Annotated in this window: 20 protein-coding genes; 16 read left to right on the forward strand and 4 right to left on the reverse strand. The window is 62.9% G+C overall.

What is annotated here, in order from left to right; genetic code table 11:
• Positions 1 to 113: 113 nt before the first annotated feature.
• Entirely contained in the window at positions 114 to 1163 is a 1050-nt protein-coding gene (locus ACO06F_RS01730; protein WP_421694980.1) for an alpha/beta hydrolase, read from the forward strand.
• On the opposite strand, the gene ACO06F_RS01735 is transcribed toward ACO06F_RS01730, so the two are convergent.
• Both ACO06F_RS01735 and ACO06F_RS01740 read right to left on the reverse strand, forming a co-directional pair.
• Positions 1156 to 2337: an MFS transporter gene (locus tag ACO06F_RS01735; RefSeq protein WP_421694981.1), complete on the reverse strand. Its 1182-nt coding sequence runs from the start codon at positions 2335 to 2337 to the stop codon at positions 1156 to 1158. The genes ACO06F_RS01730 and ACO06F_RS01735 overlap by 8 nt on opposite strands.
• A gap of 10 nt (positions 2338 to 2347) precedes the next feature.
• A complete protein-coding gene (locus ACO06F_RS01740; protein WP_421694982.1) occupies positions 2348 to 2764 on the reverse strand; it encodes an RrF2 family transcriptional regulator in 417 nt (138 codons plus the stop codon).
• 116 nt (positions 2765 to 2880) lie between these two features.
• Here ACO06F_RS01740 and ACO06F_RS01745 point away from each other — a divergent pair, with 116 nt between their 5' ends.
• From ACO06F_RS01745 to ACO06F_RS01790, 10 genes are all read left to right on the forward strand, one after another.
• On the forward strand, positions 2881 to 3186 hold the full coding sequence (locus ACO06F_RS01745; protein WP_421694983.1) for an FtsB family cell division protein: 306 nt from the start codon (positions 2881 to 2883) through the stop codon (positions 3184 to 3186).
• Between the two features lie 116 nt (positions 3187 to 3302).
• Complete coding sequence (gene pdhA, locus ACO06F_RS01750) at positions 3303 to 4340, forward strand: pyruvate dehydrogenase (acetyl-transferring) E1 component subunit alpha (protein WP_421694984.1); 1038 nt, start codon at positions 3303 to 3305, stop codon at positions 4338 to 4340.
• A gap of 15 nt (positions 4341 to 4355) precedes the next feature.
• The gene (locus ACO06F_RS01755) at positions 4356 to 5720 is read left to right on the forward strand and encodes a pyruvate dehydrogenase complex E1 component subunit beta (RefSeq protein WP_421694985.1); all 1365 of its coding nucleotides are present in this window, start codon (positions 4356 to 4358) and stop codon (positions 5718 to 5720) included.
• Positions 5713 to 6051, forward strand: a complete 339-nt coding sequence (locus ACO06F_RS01760; RefSeq protein WP_421694986.1) for a DUF5076 domain-containing protein — start codon at positions 5713 to 5715, stop codon at positions 6049 to 6051. The genes ACO06F_RS01755 and ACO06F_RS01760 overlap by 8 nt, the downstream gene beginning before the upstream one ends.
• Positions 6052 to 6115: 64 nt before the next feature.
• Complete coding sequence (locus ACO06F_RS01765) at positions 6116 to 7396, forward strand: pyruvate dehydrogenase complex dihydrolipoamide acetyltransferase (protein ID WP_421694987.1); 1281 nt, start codon at positions 6116 to 6118, stop codon at positions 7394 to 7396.
• Between the two features lie 8 nt (positions 7397 to 7404).
• Positions 7405 to 8043, forward strand: coding sequence for an SGNH/GDSL hydrolase family protein (locus ACO06F_RS01770; protein ID WP_421694988.1), 639 nt, complete (start codon positions 7405 to 7407; stop codon positions 8041 to 8043).
• A gap of 97 nt (positions 8044 to 8140) precedes the next feature.
• Entirely contained in the window at positions 8141 to 9580 is a 1440-nt protein-coding gene (lpdA, locus tag ACO06F_RS01775; RefSeq protein ID WP_421694989.1) for a dihydrolipoyl dehydrogenase, read from the forward strand.
• Between the two features lie 120 nt (positions 9581 to 9700).
• Positions 9701 to 9991, forward strand: a complete 291-nt coding sequence (locus ACO06F_RS01780; protein ID WP_421694990.1) for a GlsB/YeaQ/YmgE family stress response membrane protein — start codon at positions 9701 to 9703, stop codon at positions 9989 to 9991.
• Positions 9992 to 10000: 9 nt separating this feature from the next.
• Positions 10001 to 10945, forward strand: a complete 945-nt coding sequence (gene lipA / locus ACO06F_RS01785; RefSeq protein ID WP_421694991.1) for a lipoyl synthase — start codon at positions 10001 to 10003, stop codon at positions 10943 to 10945.
• Entirely contained in the window at positions 10945 to 11412 is a 468-nt protein-coding gene (locus ACO06F_RS01790) for a type II toxin-antitoxin system RatA family toxin (protein ID WP_421694992.1), read from the forward strand. Before lipA ends, ACO06F_RS01790 begins: the two co-directional genes overlap by 1 nt.
• Here the strand turns inward: ACO06F_RS01790 and ACO06F_RS01795 are convergent.
• Together ACO06F_RS01795 and ACO06F_RS01800 are read right to left on the reverse strand one after the other, a co-directional pair.
• Positions 11391 to 11894, reverse strand: a complete 504-nt coding sequence (locus ACO06F_RS01795; protein ID WP_421694993.1) for a CinA family protein — start codon at positions 11892 to 11894, stop codon at positions 11391 to 11393. The two genes, ACO06F_RS01790 and ACO06F_RS01795, sit on opposite strands and share 22 nt — an antisense overlap.
• 800 nt (positions 11895 to 12694) lie before the next feature.
• Positions 12695 to 13864, reverse strand: a complete 1170-nt coding sequence (locus ACO06F_RS01800; RefSeq protein ID WP_421694994.1) for a bifunctional 2-C-methyl-D-erythritol 4-phosphate cytidylyltransferase/2-C-methyl-D-erythritol 2,4-cyclodiphosphate synthase — start codon at positions 13862 to 13864, stop codon at positions 12695 to 12697.
• A gap of 109 nt (positions 13865 to 13973) precedes the next feature.
• On the opposite strand from ACO06F_RS01800, the gene dusB reads away from it, so the two are divergent.
• The 5 genes from dusB (at position 13974) to ACO06F_RS01825 (ending at position 21282) form a co-directional block, all read left to right on the forward strand.
• Positions 13974 to 14984, forward strand: coding sequence for a tRNA dihydrouridine synthase DusB (gene dusB, locus ACO06F_RS01805; RefSeq protein ID WP_421694995.1), 1011 nt, complete (start codon positions 13974 to 13976; stop codon positions 14982 to 14984).
• A complete protein-coding gene (locus tag ACO06F_RS01810; protein WP_421694996.1) occupies positions 14981 to 16129 on the forward strand; it encodes a two-component system sensor histidine kinase NtrB in 1149 nt (382 codons plus the stop codon). Before dusB ends, ACO06F_RS01810 begins: the two co-directional genes overlap by 4 nt.
• Positions 16126 to 17568 (forward strand): nitrogen regulation protein NR(I), encoded by a 1443-nt coding sequence (gene ntrC, locus ACO06F_RS01815; RefSeq protein ID WP_421694997.1) that lies wholly within the window; start codon positions 16126 to 16128, stop codon positions 17566 to 17568. Before ACO06F_RS01810 ends, ntrC begins: the two co-directional genes overlap by 4 nt.
• A 73-nt stretch (positions 17569 to 17641) precedes the next feature.
• Positions 17642 to 19873 (forward strand): ATP-binding protein, encoded by a 2232-nt coding sequence (locus ACO06F_RS01820; protein WP_421694998.1) that lies wholly within the window; start codon positions 17642 to 17644, stop codon positions 19871 to 19873.
• Positions 19874 to 19890: 17 nt separating this feature from the next.
• A complete protein-coding gene (locus ACO06F_RS01825; RefSeq protein ID WP_421694999.1) occupies positions 19891 to 21282 on the forward strand; it encodes a sigma-54-dependent transcriptional regulator in 1392 nt (463 codons plus the stop codon).
• Positions 21283 to 21344 lie beyond the last annotated feature (62 nt).

Genomic DNA, 21344 nt, shown 5'->3' on the forward strand with positions numbered 1-21344 from the left:
CGTCACCCCAGCCCGCGCCGGGATGACGGCTGCAAAAAGAGCGATTCCAGATTACGGCCCGAGCCTCTAAGAACCAAGCTCACCGAGTCCAAACTCCGGAGGTCTCTTCAGCCATGGCCATCTTCTCACGCCCCATTCCCGGTCTTCGCTTTGGCTTGAGCCTGCTGTCGTTCGCCGCCTTCACGGGGGGAGGGCTTGCGGCGGAAAGCACCGCGCCGGTGCCGCTCCCCGGCACCATCTCGCCGGAAGCGCGGGCCGTCATCGAATTCCTGAGCAATGCGGGACTGAAGCAGCTGATCGGCCCCGCGCCCACGGACCTCGCCGGCTGGAAAGCGCTCCACGCCGCACAGGAGAAAGCCCTCGAAGAGCCGAACCGCATCGTCCTCGAACAGACGGGTGCCACGCTGGCGGATGACGTGATCGGCGGTGTTCCAGTGCTCGATGTGCGGCCCGAAGGCTGGACGGAAAATGGCCGCGCGCTGATCTATATCCACGGCGGCGCCTTCACGCTGTTCTCGGCGCGCTCCATGGCGGGCCTCGCGGCGCTCATGGCGAAGGCAACGGGCCTCAGGGTCTATTCGATCGACTACACCAACCCGCCCGCTGTGCAGTGGGATAGCGTTCAAGCTCAGGTCGCGGCGGTTCTGGGCGGGCTGGCGGCCAAGGGCCTCACCATGGACAAGGTGGCGCTGTGGGGCGATTCCGCCGGCGGCAATCTCGCCTTGCGCGCCGTGCTCAATCTGCGGGAGCAGGGGGCAACCGTCCCCGCAGCGCTCGTGCTGTTTTCGCCCTGGGGGGATTTGAGCAATTCGGGGGACACGGCCATCACCCTGGCCCATGCCGATCCGACGTTGTCCTATGATGGCCTCCTGGCCAATGCCGCCCGCGCCTATGCCGGTGCGCTCGACTTGAAGGACCCGCGGGTCTCGCCGGTCTATGCGCAGTTCGACAAGGAGTTCCCGCCGACCCTCATCCAGGACGGAACCCGCACCATCGTTCTGAGTGACAGTGTGCGCGTCTACCGCGCCCTGCGCGATCATGGCGTGGACGCGACAATCGATCTCTACGAAGGCATGTGGCACGTGTTCCAGGGTGCACCAGCACCCGAGGCGGCAAATGCGCTGGCGAGTGCCGGTGCCTTCGTCAAGGCCCGTCTCAAATAGCGGCTTTGCGCCCGGACACCCAAATCGACAGCAGCAGGTGGAGCAGCGCGCATGTGGCCGCAATCCCTGCGGCAACGCCCAGGACGGGCAGCCCGCCCCAGGCCAGAAGCTGTGCGGCAACCGCGGATCCGATGGCGATCCCCAGATAGAGCATCGCCGCATTGAGGGCGAGGGCCAGGGCCGCCATCTCGGGCGCCATGGCCACCAGGCGCGATTGCTGCGGCGGCATGAAGCACCAGGCAAAGCTGCTCCACACCAGAACCAGCAGCGCCAGGAGCCAAGGGTTCCACGGCATCACCGAAAACAATGGCAGAAACGCCATATGCGCCACGCACACCAGGATCAGCGTGCGGATTGGCCCAAACCGGTCGCTTAAGAAGCCGCCCACGTAATTGCCACCCACCGCACCAATGCCGAAGAGCACGAAATAGAGGCTGCGGGTTTCGGGACTTAAGCCCGCGGATGTCTCGATGATGGGTCCGAAATAGGTGAACACCACATAGACCGATGCCATCAGCGTGGCGGTGAAGCTGACGGCCAGCATCAGCCGGACATTTGCCAGCGTGCCGAAAATCGCAGTCACGCTGCCCGACGGCACATGGATGTCGCGCGGGATCATCCGTATCAGGACGATCATGCAAATGGCGGTGAGGAAGGAGACCAGGAAGAACGGCGCATGCCAGCCGAAACGGTAGGCCATCCAGGCGCCCAAGGGCACACCCACCACCTGCGCCAGCGTGATGCCGCCGAACACCTGGGCCAGTGCCCTTCCGCGCTGTTCGGGCGCTGTGATGGCCACGGCAACCCCAGCCGAAAGCGGCGTGTACAGAGCCGCACCCAGCGCCACGATCAGCCGTGAGAGCGTCAGAATGGTGAGTGACCCCGCCATGGCGGAGACCAGCGTGCCGATGCAGAACAGCCCCAGGGCAGCGGCCAGCACCGTTCGGCGCCGCATCCGGCCGGTCAGCGCCGCGCCGATGGGCGAGAGCACGGCATAGGCAATCGAATAGCTGGTGATCAGAATGCCCGCATCGGATTTCGAAATGCCGAGGCCCTCGGCAATCGGCGTCACGATTCCGATCACCACGAACACGCCCATGCCGACGACGAAGTTGCCGAGGGCCAGAAGCGACAGCAGCGGGGAGGCCTTCGCCCTTATTGCGGCGTCAGCCATATCCGAGGTGTCAGACGATGGAGGATGCGACGTCGCTGATCGACGTCTTGGCGAGGGAGGAATGCAGCGCGCATTCCGCCGCCCGCAGCGGGGCTGACAGGATCTGCCCCAGCTGTGCGGCCACCGGGCAGTGCGAGTGCGGATCCGTCTTGTGCATGCGGAAGACGTTCTCGTCCTCGACCGCGAAATAAATGTCGGCGAGAGTGATTTGCGTGGCGTCCCGGTTCAGCTCGAAGCCGCCGGCCCGGCCCGCGACGGATTTCACCAGATTGGCCTTCTCCAGCTCGGTCATCAGCCGGCGGATGACCACGGGGTTCGTGTGCACGCTCTGGGCCACCAGCGCAGAACACACGGGTCCCTTGCCCTTGAAGCGTGCGAGCACGCTCATGGCATGGACGGCGACGATGAATCGGCTGCTTGACAACATATCGGTAACTCCACGAGTTACATCGGCACGGCGGCTGCAAAGGTCAAGGGAATTAATCGCAGGAACTGTCAGGGTTTGTTAACTGAGTCCGCCGAAACCTGCGACTGGATTTATAGGTGAGTCTCCTGTCCATGCGCCGCTTCGACCTGATCGTCACCTTGGTGTGTTGCGCTTTGCTCGGCTATTTCGCCTGGCATGCCGAGAAGGGGCCGCGCGGATTTCCCTACCGCGAGGGCCTCGAGGTCAAGGTGGCGAGCCTCAAGGCGAAATACGAGGGGATGCGTCAGGAGCGTGCCCGGATGGAAGGGAAGGTTGCACTTCTCCGCCCGGAAAGCATCGATCCTGACCTTCTTGACGAGCTTGCCCGCGGCAATCTTCAGCTCGCGAAACCCACGGATGTGGTGGCCTTCACCTTGCGCTAAAAGGCGAGCGATATCCGTGCGGTAAACCAAAATCCGGTTAATTCGCCTTTTTGCCTGCATCCTCAAGCATTTAATGCTATGTATCCAGAACCTGAACACGGCTGGAGGAAGCATTCATGGCGGTCAAGTCGGCCTATGTCCCCCGCAAGGGCTCCAAGGGTGAGAAACCCAATCTCACCAACAGCGGCTTCACCACGGAAGAAGAACTCGCAGCCTACCGCGAAATGTTGTTGATCCGCCGCTTCGAGGAGAAGGCGGGCCAGCTTTACGGCATGGGCTTCATCGGCGGTTTTTGCCACCTCTACATCGGCCAGGAGGCCGTGGTCGTCGGCATGCAGATGGCGCAGAAGGAGGGGGACCAGGTCATCACCTCCTACCGTGACCACGGCCACATGCTGGCCTGCGGCATGGATCCCAAGGGCGTCATGGCGGAACTGACCGGCAGGCGGGGCGGCCTGTCCAAGGGCAAGGGCGGCTCCATGCACATGTTCAGCCGGGAGAAGCAGTTCTTCGGCGGCCATGGCATCGTCGGCGCCCAGGTGCCGCTGGGAGCAGGGCTCGCCTTTGCCAATAAATACCGCGGCAATGACCATGTGTCGGTTGCCTATTTTGGCGATGGCGCAGCGAACCAGGGCCAGGTCTATGAGACGTTCAACATGGCGTCCGTGTGGAAGCTTCCGGTCATCTTCATCATCGAGAACAACCGCTATGCCATGGGCACATCTGCCTCGCGCTCGACGGCACTCGCGGATCAGCTCGGTGCACGCGGCGGCGCCTTCGGCATTCCCTTCGAACAGGTGGACGGCATGGATGTGCGCGCCGTCAAGGAAGCGGGAGACCGGGCGGTGGCGCATTGCCGTGCGGGCGAAGGGCCCTATATTCTGGAGATGATGACCTACCGTTATCGCGGCCATTCCATGTCGGACCCCGCAAAATACCGCTCCAAGGAAGAAGTGCAGAAAATGCGCGAGGAGCATGATCCTATCGAGCAGGTGAAAGCCCGCATCCTGGCAGGCAAGCTCGCTACCGAGGAGGATCTGAAGAAGATCGACGCCGAAGTGCGCGCCCAGGTGACGGAGGCCGCGGAATTCGCGCAGAACGATCCGGAGCCCGATGCCTCCGAGCTCTATTCCGACATTTACGTGAACGCCTGAGCCCCGGGAGACGCCATGCCATCGATCCTCATGCCCGCCCTCTCTCCCACCATGGAAGAAGGCAAGCTCGCCAAATGGCTCAAGAACGTCGGCGACACCGTGAAGCCCGGCGATGTGCTGGCCGAAATCGAAACCGACAAGGCGACGATGGAGGTCGAAGCCATTGACGAGGGCCAGTTGACGGCCATTCTGATCCCGGCCGGCACAGAAAACGTCAAGGTCAACACGCCGATTGCGGTGATCGGCGAGGCGGATGCAGCCCCTGCACCGAAGGCGGAAGCGCCAAAGGCTGAAACACCGCCCGCTGCGGCGCCGCCAACGGATGCCCCCGCAGTCTCCGCTCCTGCCGTGCTGGAACAGGCTCTTGCCGCGTCACCTGAAGTCCCGCCCGGCACCGAGATGGTGACCATGACGGTGCGCGAGGCGCTTCGCGAAGCCATGTCGGAAGAAATGCGCCGCGATCCGGACGTGTTTCTGATGGGTGAAGAGGTGGGACAGTATCAGGGCGCCTACAAGATTTCGCAGGGCATGCTGGAGGAGTTCGGGCCCAAGCGCGTTATTGACACGCCCATCACCGAGCATGGTTTCACCGGCCTTGCCGTGGGCGCGGGCTTTGCGGGACTCAAACCCATCGTCGAGTTCATGACCTTCAATTTCGCCATGCAGGCGATTGACCAGATCATCAATTCGGCCGCCAAGACGCTTTACATGTCGGGCGGCCAGATGGGCTGCTCCATCGTGTTCCGCGGCCCCAATGGCGCGGCCGCGCGCGTCGCTGCCCAGCACAGCCAGGACTATGCGGCCTGGTATGGCCAGATCCCCGGCCTTAAAGTCGTGATGCCCTATACGGCAGCGGATGCGAAGGGCCTGCTCAAATCCGCAATCCGCGATCCCAACCCCGTGGTCTTCCTCGAGAATGAAATCCTCTATGGCAAGAGCTTCGAGGTGCCGAAGCTTGATGACTGGATCGTTCCCATCGGCAAGGCGCGCGTTGCCAGGGCGGGCCACCACGTCACCATCGTCTCCTTCGGCATCGGCATGACGCTTGCCATGGCGGCGGCGGAGAAGCTCGCCGCCGAGGGGATCGAGGCCGAAGTCATCGACCTTCGCACAATCCGCCCGATGGACCTCCCGACCATTGTCGAGAGTGTGAAGAAAACCAACCGCTGCGTCTGCGTCGAGGAGGGCTATCCGCAATTCTCGGTCACGAGTGAAATTGCCGCCCAGGTGATGACGCATGCATTTGATTACCTCGACGCGCCCGTCGCACGCGTCGCCGGCAAGGACGTTCCCATGCCCTATGCGGCTAATCTCGAAAAACTGGCGCTGCCCAATGCCGATGAGGTGGTCGCCGCTGCAAAGGCTGTTCTCTATGTCTGATCACGATCATCACCACCACAACCACCACGGCGAAACCCACCCCCACCAGCTGGAGCCGCCGCATGAGGTGTTTCATGATCCGAAAGCGGGCGAAGTGGCCCGCGCCTGGATCACCGGCGGGGGGTTGAGCCTCTCGCTCCATGCCATGGCCTTCGGCAAGCCCGAGGTCTGGGGCCATGTGCTGGCCGGCATGGCGCAGCAGGTGGCCTCCGCCTGCGCGGAAATGGGCACCGGCAACGCGTCGGATAATTTCGCCGCGATCCGCAAAGTGCTGAACGAGGACCTGAACAAGGTCGCCGCCCAGCTCTCGCCCTTGGCCAACAAGTCGTAAGTCATCTCGCAATCCCGGGCGCGGCCTTGGCGCCGCGCCGGGACGGAATGGGGAAACGCTGCCGATGCCCGTGAATGTCCTGATGCCCGCGCTGTCGCCCACCATGGAGAAGGGCAAGCTCTCCAAGTGGCTGAAGAAGGAAGGCGACGCCGTCAAATCCGGCGACGTTCTGGCCGAAATCGAAACCGACAAGGCGACGATGGAAGTCGAAGCCGTGGACGAGGGCACCATCGGCAAGCTGCTGGTGGCTGAGGGAACCGATGACGTTGCCGTGAACACGCCGATCGCGATCATCCTCGGTGAAGGCGAAAAGCAGGGGGACGCTGCACCCGCCGCACCGAAACCCGCAGCAGCTCCGGCCGCCGCGCCCGTGGCCAGCGCACCCACTCCTCAACCCGCACCTGCCGCAGCCCCCAAGGCTGAAGGCGCGCGGGTCTTCGCCTCGCCTCTCGCCCGGCGCATCGCCAAGCAGAAGGGGATCGACATCGCGGCCCTGCTGGGCTCCGGCCCCCATGGCCGTATCGTTCTGAAGGATGTCGAATCCGCCAAGCCCGGTGCTGCACCGGCCGCAAAGCCCGGCGCTGCACCCGCCTTCGCCGCAGCGCCATCGGACGAGCAGGTGCTGAAGCTCTTTGCCGAGGGCTCCTATGAGCTCGTGCCGCATGACTCCATGCGCAAGGTCATCGCCAAGCGGCTCACCGAGTCAAAGCAAACCATTCCGCATTTCTATGTCTCGGTCGACGTGACCATCGATCAGCTGCTGGAGCTGCGCGAGCGCGTGAACCTCCAGGCACCGAAGGACAAGGAGGGGAAAGTCCTCTGGAAAGTGTCCGTCAATGATTTCATCATCAAGGCCATGGCCATGGCGCTCATCAAGGTGCCGGACGCCAATGTCTCCTGGACAGACGCCGCCATGATCCACCACAAGCACGCGGATATCGGCGTTGCCGTCTCGATCCCCGGCGGCCTCATCACGCCCGTGGTGCGCAGCGCCGAAACCAAAGGCCTTGCCCAGATCTCGAACGAGATGAAGGATTACGCCGCCCGCGCGCGCAGCCGCAAGCTGAAGCCCGAGGAATATACCGGCGGCTCCGCCTCCGTCTCCAACATGGGCATGCTGAACGTCAAGAGCTTTGCGGCCATCGTCAACCCGCCGCAGGCCTCGATCCTCGCCATCGGCTCTGCCGAACGCCGTCCCGTGGTGCGCGGCAGCGAGATCAAGATCGAGCAGCAGATGACCATCACGCTCTCAACCGACCACCGCTGCATTGACGGTGCGCTCGGTGCGGAATTCATCGGCGCGATCAAGGCCTATCTCGAAGAACCCGGCCTGATGCTGGTGTGAGGGGCAAGATGAAACACATTCTCGCTTTCGGAGACTCGCTCACCTGGGGTTTCATTGCCGGCATCTGGGAACGCCACCCGTTTGAGGTGCGCTGGCCCAATGTTCTGGCGGCCGGACTTGGCGGCCAGGCGCGCGTCGTGGAGGAGGGGCATAATGGCCGCACCACCATTTTCGACGATCCCTCGACGGTTGATGACCGAAACGGGGCGCGGGCGCTTCCCATGCTGCTCTCCACCCACCAGCCGCTGGACCTGGTCATCATCCTGCTCGGCACCAATGACATCAAATTCGCCAACCGCTGCCGCGCCTTCGATGCGGCGATGGGCATGACCCGGCTCGTCCAGATCGTGCAGACCTTTCCGTTCCTCCCGGCCTACAAGACCCCGCAAGTACTGGTCGTGGCGCCGCCCGCACTTGTTCCGACCACGGATGAATGGTTCAACGATCTCTGGGGCCATGCGATCGAAGAGTCGAAGCTGTTTCCCCATCACTATGCCCGCGTGGCCAAGGAGATGGGCGTCCATTTCTTCGACGCCGGCCGCGTGGCCAAGGCCGACCCGACGGATGGCGGACATCTCGATGCGGAGAATACCAGGGCCATTGGCACAGCACTCGTGCCGGTGGTGAAGGGAATACTAGCCCTGTAACCCGTCATGTCAGCGAAGGCTGGCATCCCGCTTGGGGCGCACAAAGCGGGACCCCCAGCCTGCGCTGGGGAGACGGACAATAAGTGAGGACTTCGACATGGCAGACACCAGTTTCGACATCATCATCATCGGCGGCGGCCCCGGCGGCTATGTGGCGGCCATCCGTGCGGCACAGCTCGGCTTCAAGACGGCCGTGGTGGAGCGCGAGCATCTGGGCGGCATCTGCCTCAACTGGGGCTGCATCCCGACAAAGGCGCTGCTGCGCTCGGCCGAGATCTACCACTACATGAAGAATGCCAAGAATTACGGCCTCTCGGCGGACAACATCAGCTATGACGCGGCAGCCGTGGTGCAACGCTCGCGCGGCGTTGCGGGCCGGCTCAATGGCGGCGTCACCATGCTTTTGAAAAAGAACAAGGTCAGCGTCATCTGGGGTGAAGCGAAGCTCACCAAGCCCAATGAGATCGTGGTCTCAAAGCCCGCGAAGCCTGCCGTCCAGCCGCAGAACCCGGAGCCGAAGGACAAGCTTGGCCCCGGCACCTACACAGCGAAGAACATCATCATCGCCACCGGCGCCCGCCCGCGCGTGCTCCCCGGGCTTGAGCCCGATGGCAAGTTGGTATGGACCTACTTCGAGGCCATGGTGCCCAAGGCCATGCCGAAGTCGCTTCTCGTCGTGGGCTCCGGCGCCATCGGCATCGAATTCGCCTCCTTCTATAATTCCATGGGCGTGGACGTGACGGTGGTAGAGCTCATGGATCAGATCATGCCGGTTGAAGACACAGAGATCTCGAAGCTCGCCCAGAAGCAGCTTGAAAAGCAGGGCATCAAGTTCCGCCTCGCCGCCAAGGTGACGAAGCTCGACAAGGGCGCAGACACTGTCACCGCCACCATCGAAGCCGGCGGCAAGTCCGAGACACTCACCGTGGACCGTGTGATCTCCGCCGTGGGTGTGGTGGGCAATGTGGAGAATCTCGGGCTCGAAGCGCTCGGCGTCAAAACGGAGAAGGGCTGCATCGTCACGGATGGCTTCGGCCGCACCAATGTGCCGGGCGTCTACGCCATTGGCGATGTGGCAGGCCCCCCGATGCTGGCCCACAAGGCGGAGCATGAAGGTGTGATCTGTGTGGAGAAGATCAAGGGCCTCGACGTTCACCCCATGAAGAAGGAGCAGATCCCCGGCTGCACCTATTGCCACCCGCAGGTGGCAAGCGTGGGCCTCACGGAGGCCAAGGCCAAGGCGGCGGGCTTCGAGCTGAAAGTCGGGCGCTTCCCCTTCCTCGCCAATGGCAAGGCCATCGCACTGGGCGAAGATCAGGGCCTGGTCAAAACCATCTTCGATGCCAAGACCGGCCGCTTGCTGGGTGCTCATATGGTGGGGGCCGAAGTCACCGAGCTGATCCAGGGCTTCGTCATCGCCATGGGGCTCGAGACCACGGAGGAAGAGCTGATGCACACCGTGTTCCCGCATCCGACACTCTCCGAAATGATGCATGAAAGCGTGCTGGACGCCTATGGCCGCGTCATTCACATGTAGGGCAGGCCGCTTGATGCGATCAGTGGAAGTGCTTATCTAGAACCGAAGGCTTGTTATTTGTTTTTCCTCTCCGCCACGAGGGGGAGGGGAATGACATGAGTAACCAAGAAGGGGCAGCATATGGAACCGAATACGTTGATGGATCTGGGCGGCGGCGTGGGCTGGATCGGCACGCTGTTCATCGGCGCGCTTGCGGGCTGGATCGCCGAAAAGGTGATGAAGGAAAATCACGGTCTGCTGATGAACATCGTCATCGGCATCATCGGCTCCTATCTCGGTGCCTTCCTGGCCAATGCGCTCGGCATTCATCTGGGCGAAATCTTTGAAGGCTGGTTCTGGGGCAATCTCATCGTCGCGGCCGCCGGCGCTGTCATGCTGCTGTTCATCGTGCGGTTGTTCCGCAACCGGTAGAAGGACGTCATGGTCACCATTGTCGACATCAAGGACAAGCCACGCCACCCGGAAAAGGCGCATCGGCCTGATACGCCCATTCTGAAGAAGCCGGAATGGATCAGGGTCAAGGCGCCGGGTTCGGCGGTCTATGGCGAAACCCAGAAGATCGTGCGCGAGAATAATCTGGTGACCGTCTGCGAAGAGGCGGGCTGCCCCAATATCGGTGAGTGCTGGTCGAAAAAGCACGCGACCTTCATGATCATGGGGGACACCTGCACCAGGGCCTGCGCCTTCTGCAACGTGAAGACGGGCCTTCCGGACGCGCTGGTGGCGGATGAGCCCGAGAAGGTGGCGGATGCGATTGCCCGCATGGGCCTGGCGCATGCCGTGATCACTTCGGTTGACCGGGACGATCTGGGCGACGGCGGGGCCAGACATTTCGCACGCACCATCATGGCTGTCCGCCAGGCATCGCCCTTGACCACCATCGAGGTGCTGACGCCTGACTTCCTCAAAAAGGATGGCGCGCTTGATATCGTGGTTGAGGCGAAGCCCGATGTGTTCAACCACAATCTCGAAACCGTGCCTTCGCTTTATCTGAAGATCAGGCCGGGCGCGCGCTACTTCCACTCGCTGCGGCTCTTGCAGCGGGTGAAGGAGCTGGACCCCACAATGTTCACCAAATCCGGCATCATGGTGGGCCTGGGCGAAACGCGCGAACAGGTGATGCAGGTGATGGATGATATGCGCTCGGCGGAGATCGACTTCATCACCATCGGCCAATATCTGCAGCCCAGCCGCAAGCACGCCGCGATTGACCGGTTCGTGACGCCGGACGAGTTCAAGGGCTATGAGACGATTGCTTACGCCAAGGGATTCCTGATGGTCGCTTCTTCGCCTCTCACGCGCTCGTCCCATCACGCAGGGGATGATTTCGCCAGGCTCCGCGCCGCGCGGATACAGCGCGGCTGATGCCCCAGTTCAGCGTCTCCCGAAGTGTTCCGTACACGGTGGAACAAGTCTTCGCCATTGCGCGAGACGTGGCGCATTATCGTGATTTTCTGCCGCTGGTGAAACGCTCCATTGTGCGGAACGCGATCAAGGGCGAGGATGGCCAGGACCGCTTTGATGGTGAGCTGACGGTTGCCTATGCCAAGCTCGGCATTGCGGAAGTGATGGTAAGCCGCGTCACGGTAGACCCCGCAAACTTCACCGTGCGCGCGGAGTCGCATGAGGGGCCGGTCAAGCACCTCACGTCCGAGTGGCGCATCGTGGCCACGGGCGAGAACCGCTGCGACATCACCTTTTCCGTCGATTACCAGCTGAAGAGCCGGGCCCTGCAATTCGTGCTGTCAGGCATGTTCGATCTGGCGGTCCGCAAGGTGATGAGTGCGTTTGAGGAACGGGCCCGGGTGCTTTACGGCCCGGCGATTTCGTAAGCCAGTTCCACAGCAGCGCGAACGGTCTCCATCCGCACGCCGTCACGCCCGATGTCACCCAAGCGCAGCACGCGGGTGATGGTGGCTTGGCCCTTGCGGGCCGCCGCGCAATGCACAAGGCCCACGGGCTTCTGCGCCGTGCCGCCGCCCGGGCCTGCAACACCCGTCACCGCTACGGCAATATCAGCCTCGCTCTGCGCCAGCGCCCCTTCCGCCATGGCCCGCGCCACCTCCTCGCTCACCGCGCCATGCCGCGCGATCAAGGTTTCAGGAACGCCGATCATCCGGCTCTTGGCGCCATTGGAATAGGTGACAAAACCGCAGTCCAGCACATCCGATGATCCGGGTACGGAGGTGATCAGCCCGGCAATCAGACCGCCGGTGCAACTCTCCGCCGTCGCCAGCATCAACCGCCGCTTCCGGCAATGGTCGATCAGTGCCGCAGCACGGGAGAGGAGATTGGACGGAAAAACACTGGTCATCGCATCACCCGAAATCCTGTCACCCGTCTCAAACTTCCGTCATGCCAGCGAAGGCTGGCATCCCGCTTGCCGTGCCAGACGCGGGACCCCAGCCGTCGCTGGGGTGACGGACAAAGCGGGGCTGAACCATGATCAATGCCGCAACCCGACGGAATTACACTGGTCATCGCATCACCCGAAATCCTGTCACCCGTCTCAAACTTCCGTCATGCCAGCGAAGGCTGGCATCCCGCTTGCCGTGCCAGACGCGGGACCCCAGCCGTCGCTGGGGTGACGGATAAGGGGCGCCTGAACCATGATCAATGCCGCAGCCCGACGGAAAAACACTGGTCATCGCATCACCTAAAATCCTGTCACCCGTCTCACACTCCCGTCATGCCAGCGAAGGCTGGCATCCCGCTTGCCGTGCCAGACGCGGGACCCCAGCCGTCGCTGGGGTGACGGACAAAGCGGTGCTGAACCATGATCAATGCCGCAGCCCGACGAAATTACACTGATCATCGCATCACCCGAAATCCTGTCACCCGTCTCAAACTTCCGTCATGCCAGCGAAGGCTGGCATCCCGCTTGCCGTGCCAGACGCGGGACCCCAGCCGTCGCTGGGGTGACGGACAAAGCGGTGCTGAACCATGATCAATGCCGCAGCCCGACGGAATTACACTGGTCATCGCATCACCCAAAATCCTGTCACGACCCTCTCGCTTCCGTCATGCCAGCGAAGGCTGGCATCCCGCTTACCGTGCCAGACGCGGGACCCCAGCCTTCGCTGGGGTGACGGATAAGGGGCGGCTGAACCTGCCTCACGGCAGCCGCACGGTTACGGTGGCGAAGGCCATGATGCCTTCCTTGCGGCCGATGGCGCCAAGCTTCTCCATCGTCGTGGCCTTGATCGCGATGCGCGACGGGTCAAGGTGGAGCAGGGGGCTCAGACACGCCTTCATCGCCGCCACATGCGGCGCAATCTTCGGCGCCTCGGCAAGAATGGTGATGTCGATATTGGCGATAAGCCCGCGCCGCGCTTCCAGAAGCTCCATGGCTTTCGCAAGAAAAATGCGGGAAGCAGCGCCCTTCCATTGCGGGTCGCTTGGCGGGAAATGCGTTCCGATGTCGCCTTCGCCAATGGTTCCCAGAATGGCATCGGTCAGCGCGTGCAGGGCGGCATCGGCATCCGAATGGCCCTTGAGGCGCTGGGCATACGGAATATTCACGCCGCAGAGTGTTACGAATTCGCCCGGCTCGAAGGGATGAATGTCGATCCCCTGGCCCACGCGGATATCGGGAAGGTTCTGCAATTGCCGCCCCATCATGTCACGGTCGGCGATCACGATGTCATCCGCCGTCGTCAGCTTGCGGTTCTCGATCTGGCCGGGGATCATGGATATCTCAATCCCTGCATGTTCGGCAACGGAAGCATCATCCGTCAGCCCTTGCGTGCGTTCGGCCTCCGCCTTGCGATAGGCGGCGAGGATTTCCGCATAGTGAAAGCCCTGGGGCGTCTGCGCGGCCCAGATGCTGCTGCGGTCCACCGTGCGGCTGACGATGCCGCCCGGCGCGAATTTCAGTGTTTCGGCGACCGGCATGCCCGGCACCACGGCCTGGAAGCGGTCCAGCCAGCCAATCACCTCCTCGATGAGAGAGGCGGAGACGAAGGGACGCGCTGCATCATGGATAAGCACTTTCGAAGGCTCATGGCGCGCTACGGCCTCAATGCCGATCCGGCAAGACTCTTGCCGGGTTTGACCGCCGATCACGGGCAGAATGAGGTCAAGGCCTTCGGTTGCCGCAGCGAACATCGCCTCGTGGCCTTCGCCGATCACGGCCTGCACATGAGAAACAGCGGGGTGCTCGAGGAATGCCCGGCAGGTCCACCAGATGACCGGCCTGCCGCCGATGAGCTGATACTGCTTTGGCCTTTCGCCCCCTGCGCGCAAGCCGGAGCCGCCGGCCACGATCACCGCCGCAACTGTCATGAACCTGCTCTAGCAAGCGCTCGCAAGCCTCGCAAGAAAGGGTCTTGACGCATTGCAGCATCGGGCTATCTTGCCTTGAAATTAAACAGCGGCAGTCACTGATCAAATAATGGGCATTAAGATCGGCGCCATCGAAACGCGCAACCGGGTTTTCCTCGCACCCATGTCGGGTGTGACGGATGAGCCCTTCCGCACGCTTGCGCACGCCCATGGCGCCGGGCTGGTGGTGAGTGAAATGGTGGCCAGCGAGGAGCTGGTCAATGCCAGGCCGGACATGCTGCGCCGTGCGCTCGGCGCCGAATCGCTCTCGCCCTTCGTCATTCAGCTTGCAGGCCGTGAGCCGCATTGGATGGCGGAAGGCGTGAAGGTGGCGCAGGACATGGGCGCCGAGATCATCGACATCAACATGGGCTGCCCCGCACGCGAGGTGACAGGGGGGCTTTCGGGTTCTGCCCTCATGCGCGATCTCGACCATGCCGAACGGCTGATCGCTGCTGCCGTAGAAGCCTCCTCCGTTCCCGTCACACTCAAGATGCGGTTGGGCTGGGATCACGCAACCTTGAACGCGCCTGAACTTGCACGGCGGGCGGAAGGGCAGGGCATCGCACTCGTCACTGTCCATGGCCGCACGCGCTGCCAGTTCTATGGCGGCAAGGCGGATTGGTCTGCGATAGCCAAGGTGCGTGAGGCAATTTCCATTCCGCTCATTGCCAATGGCGATGGCGCGTCTGTTGCGGATGCACGCGACATGCTGGCCAAATCCGGGGCTGACGGGGTGATGATCGGGCGCGGCGCCTATGGCCGTCCCTGGTGGCCGGGCGTCATCGCCGAAGGTCTCGATCCCGGCTCGGGTGTTGCAGAGCCGAGCATTGGCGAGGAGGCGGAGATCGTGATCGAACATCATGAGCGCATGCTGTCCCACCACGGTGCGCATCATGGCAATCGTATCGCCCGCAAGCATACGGGCTGGGCGATTTCCCGCCTGTCCGAACGCCAGCTGCTGCCGGATGATGAGGCCGCGCAGTGGCGCGCCGCCCTGCTGCGCACCAATGACAATGCCGCCGTCCGCAGCGGCCTCCATGAACTTTATGACACGGTGCGCGAAAGGGCCGCCGCATGAGCGCTTCCTTGAAGGACAAACTGCCGGCGCCTGAGGCACCGCTCGCCAAGGCCGTGGTTGATGCGCTGCCCAATCCCCTCATCGTCATTGATGAGATGGAGCGCATTTGCATGGCCAATGTGGCGGCGGAGAGCTATTTTCAGGCCAGCAGCAATATGCTGATCCGCCACCGGCTGGGCGATGTCGTGCCATTTTCCAGCCCCGTGCTCGGCGCCGTCGCGCAGGCCCGCGCCACATCGGGCGTGGTCAATGAATATTCGGTCGCCGTTGGCACCCCGCGGCTTGGCGGCGAGCGCCTGGTCGATATCCAGACCACCGTCATGCATGACGCGCCGCGCTATGTGATCGTCATGCTGCTGGAACGTTCCATGGCGCTGAAGATTGACCGCCAGCTCACCTCGCGCGGTGCGGCGCGTTCGGTCTCCGGCATGGCCACCATGCTGGCCCATGAGATCAAGAACCCGCTCGCCGGCATCCGCGGTGCGGCGCAATTGCTGGAGCCCGCATTAGGCTCCGAGGACCGTGCCCTTGCCCGCCTCATCTGCGAGGAGACGGACCGCATCCGGGACCTGGTGGACCAGATGGAAGTCTTCTCGGACGAGCGCCCGCTGGAGAAGAGCCCCGTCAACATCCATGCCGTTCTGGAGCGTGTGAAGCGCCTCGTCAATGCAGGGATCGGCCAGGGCGTCACCGTGCGCGAGGATTATGATCCGTCGCTTCCGCCCGTGCTCGGTAACAAGGACCAGCTCGTGCAGGTGTTCCTGAACCTCGCCAAGAACGCGGCAGAAGCGATCCAGCAGGGTGGTGAGGCCGGTGAAATCCTTCTCACGACCGCCTTCCGGCCGGGCATCCGCCTCACCGTGCCGGGAACCTCCGAGCGCATCACGCTTCCCCTCGAAGTCTGCGTGCATGATACGGGGCCGGGCGTGGCGGAGGAGCTCCGTCCCAATATTTTCGATCCCTTTGTGACCACCAAGCCCGGCGGCAAGGGGCTGGGGCTGGCGCTTGTCGCCAAGATCGTGCGTGACCATGGCGGCATCATCGAATGCGTCGGGCGCGAGCGCGGCACGACCTTCCGCGTGCTGCTGCCGATGCTGCGCGGCGCTTCAGCGCCCCGAGACTTTGAAGGAGAGAATTTGCCATGAGCGTCAAGACCGTCCTGATTGCCGATGATGACAGCGCCATCCGCACGGTGTTGAGCCAGGCCCTGAGCCGTGCGGGCTATGCCGTGCGCTCGACGGCAACCGCCGGCGCGCTGTGGCGCTGGGTCTCCGAGGGCCAGGGTGATGCCGTCGTCACTGACGTCGTGTTGCCGGACGAGAATGCCTTTGACGTGATCCCCCGCATCAAGAAGCTGCGGCCAACGCTTCCCGTCATCGTGATGAGTGCGAAAAACACCATCATGACGGCGATCACCGCGGCCGAGCGTGGCGCCTATGACTATCTGCCCAAGCCCTTTGATCTGAATGCCCTGGTGCAAACCGTGGGCCGCGCGCTCGAGCAATCGCAGAAGCCGGTTCCGGTGGCGGCCGGCAGTCAGGCCGAAGCCCTTCCCATTGTCGGCCGATCGCCTGCCATGCAGGAAATCTACCGCATCATCGCGCGCCTCACCCAGACGGATCTGACGGTGATGATCGTGGGCGAATCCGGCACCGGCAAGGAACTCGTCGCCCGCGCGCTCCATGATTATGGCCGCCGCCGCAAGGGGCCCTTCGTCGCCGTCAACATGGCGGCGATCCCCAGGGAGCTGATCGAGTCGGAGCTCTTCGGCCATGAGAAGGGCTCCTTCACCGGCGCCACCTCGCGCATGGCCGGCCGCTTCGAGCAGGCGGAAGGCGGAACGCTGTTTCTGGACGAGATCGGCGACATGCCGCTCGAAGCGCAAACCCGCCTGCTGCGCGTGCTTCAGCAGGGCGAATACACGACGGTCGGCGGCAATGCGCCGATCAAGACCAATGTCCGCATCATCACCGCCACCCACCGCGATCTGCGCCAGCTCATCAATCAGGGCAGCTTCCGTGAGGATCTGTTCTACCGCCTCAATGTGGTGCCGCTGCGCCTGCCGCCCTTGCGTGAGCGCGTGGAAGATATTCCTGACCTCGTCCGCCACTTCCTCGCCCAGGCCGTGAAGGAGGGCCTGCCGCGGAAAGAAATCTCGCGGGAGGCAATCGACCGGCTCCAGTCCCACCGCTGGCCCGGCAATGTGCGCGAGCTCGAAAATCTGCTGCGCCGCCTCGTGGCGATCGAGATCGAGGACACGGTGTCATCGGGTGCCATCGAGCGTGAGCTGGCGTCCGTTCCCGTGCAGCAGAGTGCACAGCCTATGGATTTCTCCGGCGCCAGCCTGCCCGAATTCATGGAAAACTATCTGTCGCGGTATTTCGCGGGCTTTGGCAACACGCTGCCGCCCGCAGGCCTCTATGAACGCATTCTGGCTGAGGTGGAGCCGCCGCTGCTGCGTGCCGTTCTTGCCGCCACTGCGGGCAATCAGCTTCGCGCGGCCGAGCTTTTGGGCATCAACCGCAACACATTGCGCGTCAAACTGCGAGATAGACAGGTCAAGGTTGTGCGCGGCCTCGGATGACGCAGGGGAACTGTCGCAAATGAGCCACAATTACTGTTGATTCCGGGCAACAGGTTCTGCTGAACAGGTTGCGATGATCGAACGCGCTCAAAACAGGGTGGGAGACCGGCTCCGCCGCTTCTCCGGCATGGCCGGATTTGCGCTCGTGCTGGCGGGCGTACTCTGCGGCATTGCGACCTTTGCCATCCTGACGGGCATGACGCCGATCAAGCCCACGAGCGAAAGCACCATGCTGCTCGTGCTGCTGAACGGCATCGTGCTGATGATCATGGCGCTGATGGTTCTGGGCCAGCTCCTGTTCCTGATCATCGAGCGCCGAAGGGGAACGCCGGGCGCGTCCCTTCATCTCCGCCTCGTTTCGCTGTTCAGCGTCATTGCCGTCGTCCCCGCCATCATCGTTGCGGTCTTTGCCTCGGTCACGCTCAACCGCGGGCTTGATGCGTGGTTCTCGCTGCGCACGAGGGGAATCGTCGATTCAGCTGTGAACGTGGCCGAATCCTATGTCCGCGAACATGCGGAGGCCGTGCGCAATGACGTGGTACAGATCTCGACCGATCTCTCCCAGCAGCGCGAACTCTTCGATACGGACCCTGAAGGCTTTCAGCGCCGCCTCACGCGCCACGCAGCGCTTCATGGGCTTCCCGCGGCCTTCGTCTTCGATCCAACCCAGAAGGCCAATGGCGTCCAGCAATTCGAAACCAGGGTCGTCGCCAGTGATAGGATCGACTTCTTCCCGCCCAGCGATTTCTCCCTGCAGCGGGCGGAGAAGGGCGAACTCGTCATCATTCCGCCCGGCCGCAAGGGCAACACCGTCCGTGCACTGATAAAACTGCAGAATTTCCCGAATTCCTACCTGATGGTTTACCGCGCCATCAACCCCTCCGTGCTGGACCAGCTGGAGAAGACGCGTGAGGCCAAGCAGGAATATGACACGCTTCTGTCCCAACGGCTGGGCGTGCAGGTCACCTTCGCGCTGATGTATGCTCTCGTGGGCTTCATCTTCCTTCTCGCCGCCATCTGGGTGGGTCTGCGCTTCTCGGACAAGGTGGTGGCACCCATCGTCCGCCTGCTCGATGCCGCACGGCGCGTGTCGGGGGGAGAGCTTGATGCCAAGGTCTCCGTCGTCGAGGGGCCGGAAGATCTGCAGACGCTGTCGCGCACCTTCAATCTGATGACCGATCACTTGAAGCAGCAGCGGGATGATCTCGTCGCCGCCAGCGACGCGATCGATGCGCGCCGCCGCTTCACCGAGGCGATGCTCGCAGGCGTCAGCGCCGGCGTCATCGGCATCGATCCCACGGGCCGCATTTCGCTTGTCAACAAGTCGGCGCTCAATCTTCTCGGCCACGGCGAGAATGATCTGATCGGGGAACCTGCGGAAGTGGCACTCGCCCCCTTCCTGCCCATCTTCGAACTGGCGCTCACCAGGCCCTCCGGCTTTGCCGAAGGGCAGGTGGACATTGAGCGCAAGGGAGCAAGCCGCAGCCTGTTCGCACGCGTCACCACGGAAAGCTCGGAAGATGCGTCCCACGGCCATGTGCTGACCTTCGATGACATCACCGATCTCGTTTCCGCGCAGCGCAATTCCGCCTGGGCCGATATTGCGCGCCGCATCGCCCATGAAATCAAGAACCCGCTGACCCCCATCCAGCTTTCGGCCGAGCGGCTCAAGCGCAAGTATGGTGCGCAGATCCAGACGGACAAGCACATCTTCGACCAGTGCACCGAAACCATCATCCGCCAGGTGGGCGACATTGGCCGCATGGTCGATGAATTCTCCTCCTTCGCGCGCATGCCCAAAGCCGTGCCGGAGCCGCAGCAGCTGGCAGCGATCGTGCGCGAAGCCACCGTGCTGCAGCGCGTCTCTTCGTCTGACATCGACATCGAGCTTGATGTCAGCGCCGGCGAATTCTCCTTCCCCTTTGACCGGCGGCTCATCACCCAGGCCATCACCAATCTCGTGAAGAATGCGCGTGAGTCGATCGAGACCCGTCTGCAGCAGCAGGCGGAGCCGCGCGGCCACATTGCCGTGGTGGCGGGTGTTGAGGATGGCCACCCCTTCATCCGGGTGACCGACAATGGCATTGGCCTCCCGCGTGAGAACCGCCACCGGCTGGCCGAGCCTTACATGACGACGCGCGAGAAGGGCACAGGCCTGGGGCTTGCCATCGTCAAGCGCATCATGGAAGAGCATGAAGGGCGGTTGATCCTTGAAGATGCGCCATCGCCCGGTGGCGGCACGCAGGGAGCGCGCGTAACACTCCAATTCGATAAGCTGGCCGTGCGCACAAGCGCTGCCGAGTGAAAGTACAGGTTGGTTGAATGGCTGCAGACATCCTCATCATCGATGACGAGGCGGATATCCGGGAATTGATCGCCGGGATCCTGGAAGACGAGGGCTATGAAACGCGTCTCGCGCATAATTCCGATGCCGCACAGGCGGAAGTGGCGCAGCGCCGGCCCTCGCTCATCATCCTCGATATCTGGCTGATGGGCTCGAAGCTTGACGGGCTCGATCTTCTCAACATCATCAAGGAGAAGCACCCGGAGGTTCCCGTCATCATCATCTCGGGCCACGGCAATATCGAAACGGCCGTCGCCGCCATCAAGCGCGGCGCATATGAATATATCGAGAAGCCGTTCAAGGCGGACCGCCTCATCCTGGTCGTCGGCCGGGCACTCGAAACCTCGCGGCTGAAGCGCGAGAATGAAGATCTGAAGGGCAGGTCCGGGGCGGAAACCGAGCTCCTCGGCAATTCAGCCGCCATGCGCCAGCTCCGCCAGCTTTTGAAGAAGATCGCACCGTCCAACAGCCGCGTGCTGATCACAGGGCCCATGGGATCCGGCAAGGAGCTCGCGGCGCGGACGCTTCACGCCCTGTCGCTCCGCGCGCCCGGGCCCTTCGTCACGCTGTCTGCCGCTGCCATGGCGCCAGAGCGCATGGAGGAAGAGCTCTTCGGTGTGGAGGACGGCACCGGTGCCACAAGGCGCGTGGGTGCCCTTGAAGAAGCCCATGGTGGCACGCTCTATATCGATGAGCTGGCGGACATGCCGCTCGAAACCCAAGGCAAGGTGCTCCGCGTTCTGGTCGATCAGACCTTCCAGCGCGTAGGCGGCGCCAAAAAGGTCAAGGTCGATATCCGGGTCGTCTCTTCCACCAGCCGGGATTTGCCCAGCCTCATCACCGTCGGCCGCTTCCGGGAGGATCTTTATCACCGGCTGGGCGTGGTTCCAGTCCAGGTGCCGGGGCTTGCCGAGCGGCGGGAAGACATCCCGGACCTCATCGGGCACTTCTCCAAGAGCTATTCCTCGGCCTCGGGCCAGCCCGTCCGGAAGTTTGCGGAGGATGCGATTGCGGTGCTCCAGACGCGGGAATGGGCCGGCAATGTGCGTGAGCTCCGGAACAATGTGGAGCGCATCTTGATCCTTGCCAGTGGCGAAGGGGCGGGCGAGATCAACGCCGCCATGCTGCCCTCCGATACCGGCGGAGCAGGGGCGGCGGCGGCCACGTTCGGCATCGAGCATCTGCTCATTCACCCCTTGCGGGAAGCGCGTGAGGCCTTCGAGCGGGACTATATTACCGCCCAGCTCGGCCGCTTCGGCGGGAACATTTCCAAGACGGCTCAATTCATAGGTATGGAGAGATCCGCGCTTCACCGGAAGATCAAGCTCCTGGGCCTCGCAGGCCGGAATGAGGAAGACACGGAACTGTGAAATTTTGCAGCAATGCAAATCGTGATAGGCTGGCGAAGCCGGCATGGCCCAACAAGAGATCA

This window comes from Aestuariivirga sp. (assembly GCF_965227715.1).
In the GTDB taxonomy this organism is placed as follows: Bacteria; Pseudomonadota; Alphaproteobacteria; order Rhizobiales; family Aestuariivirgaceae; genus Aestuariivirga.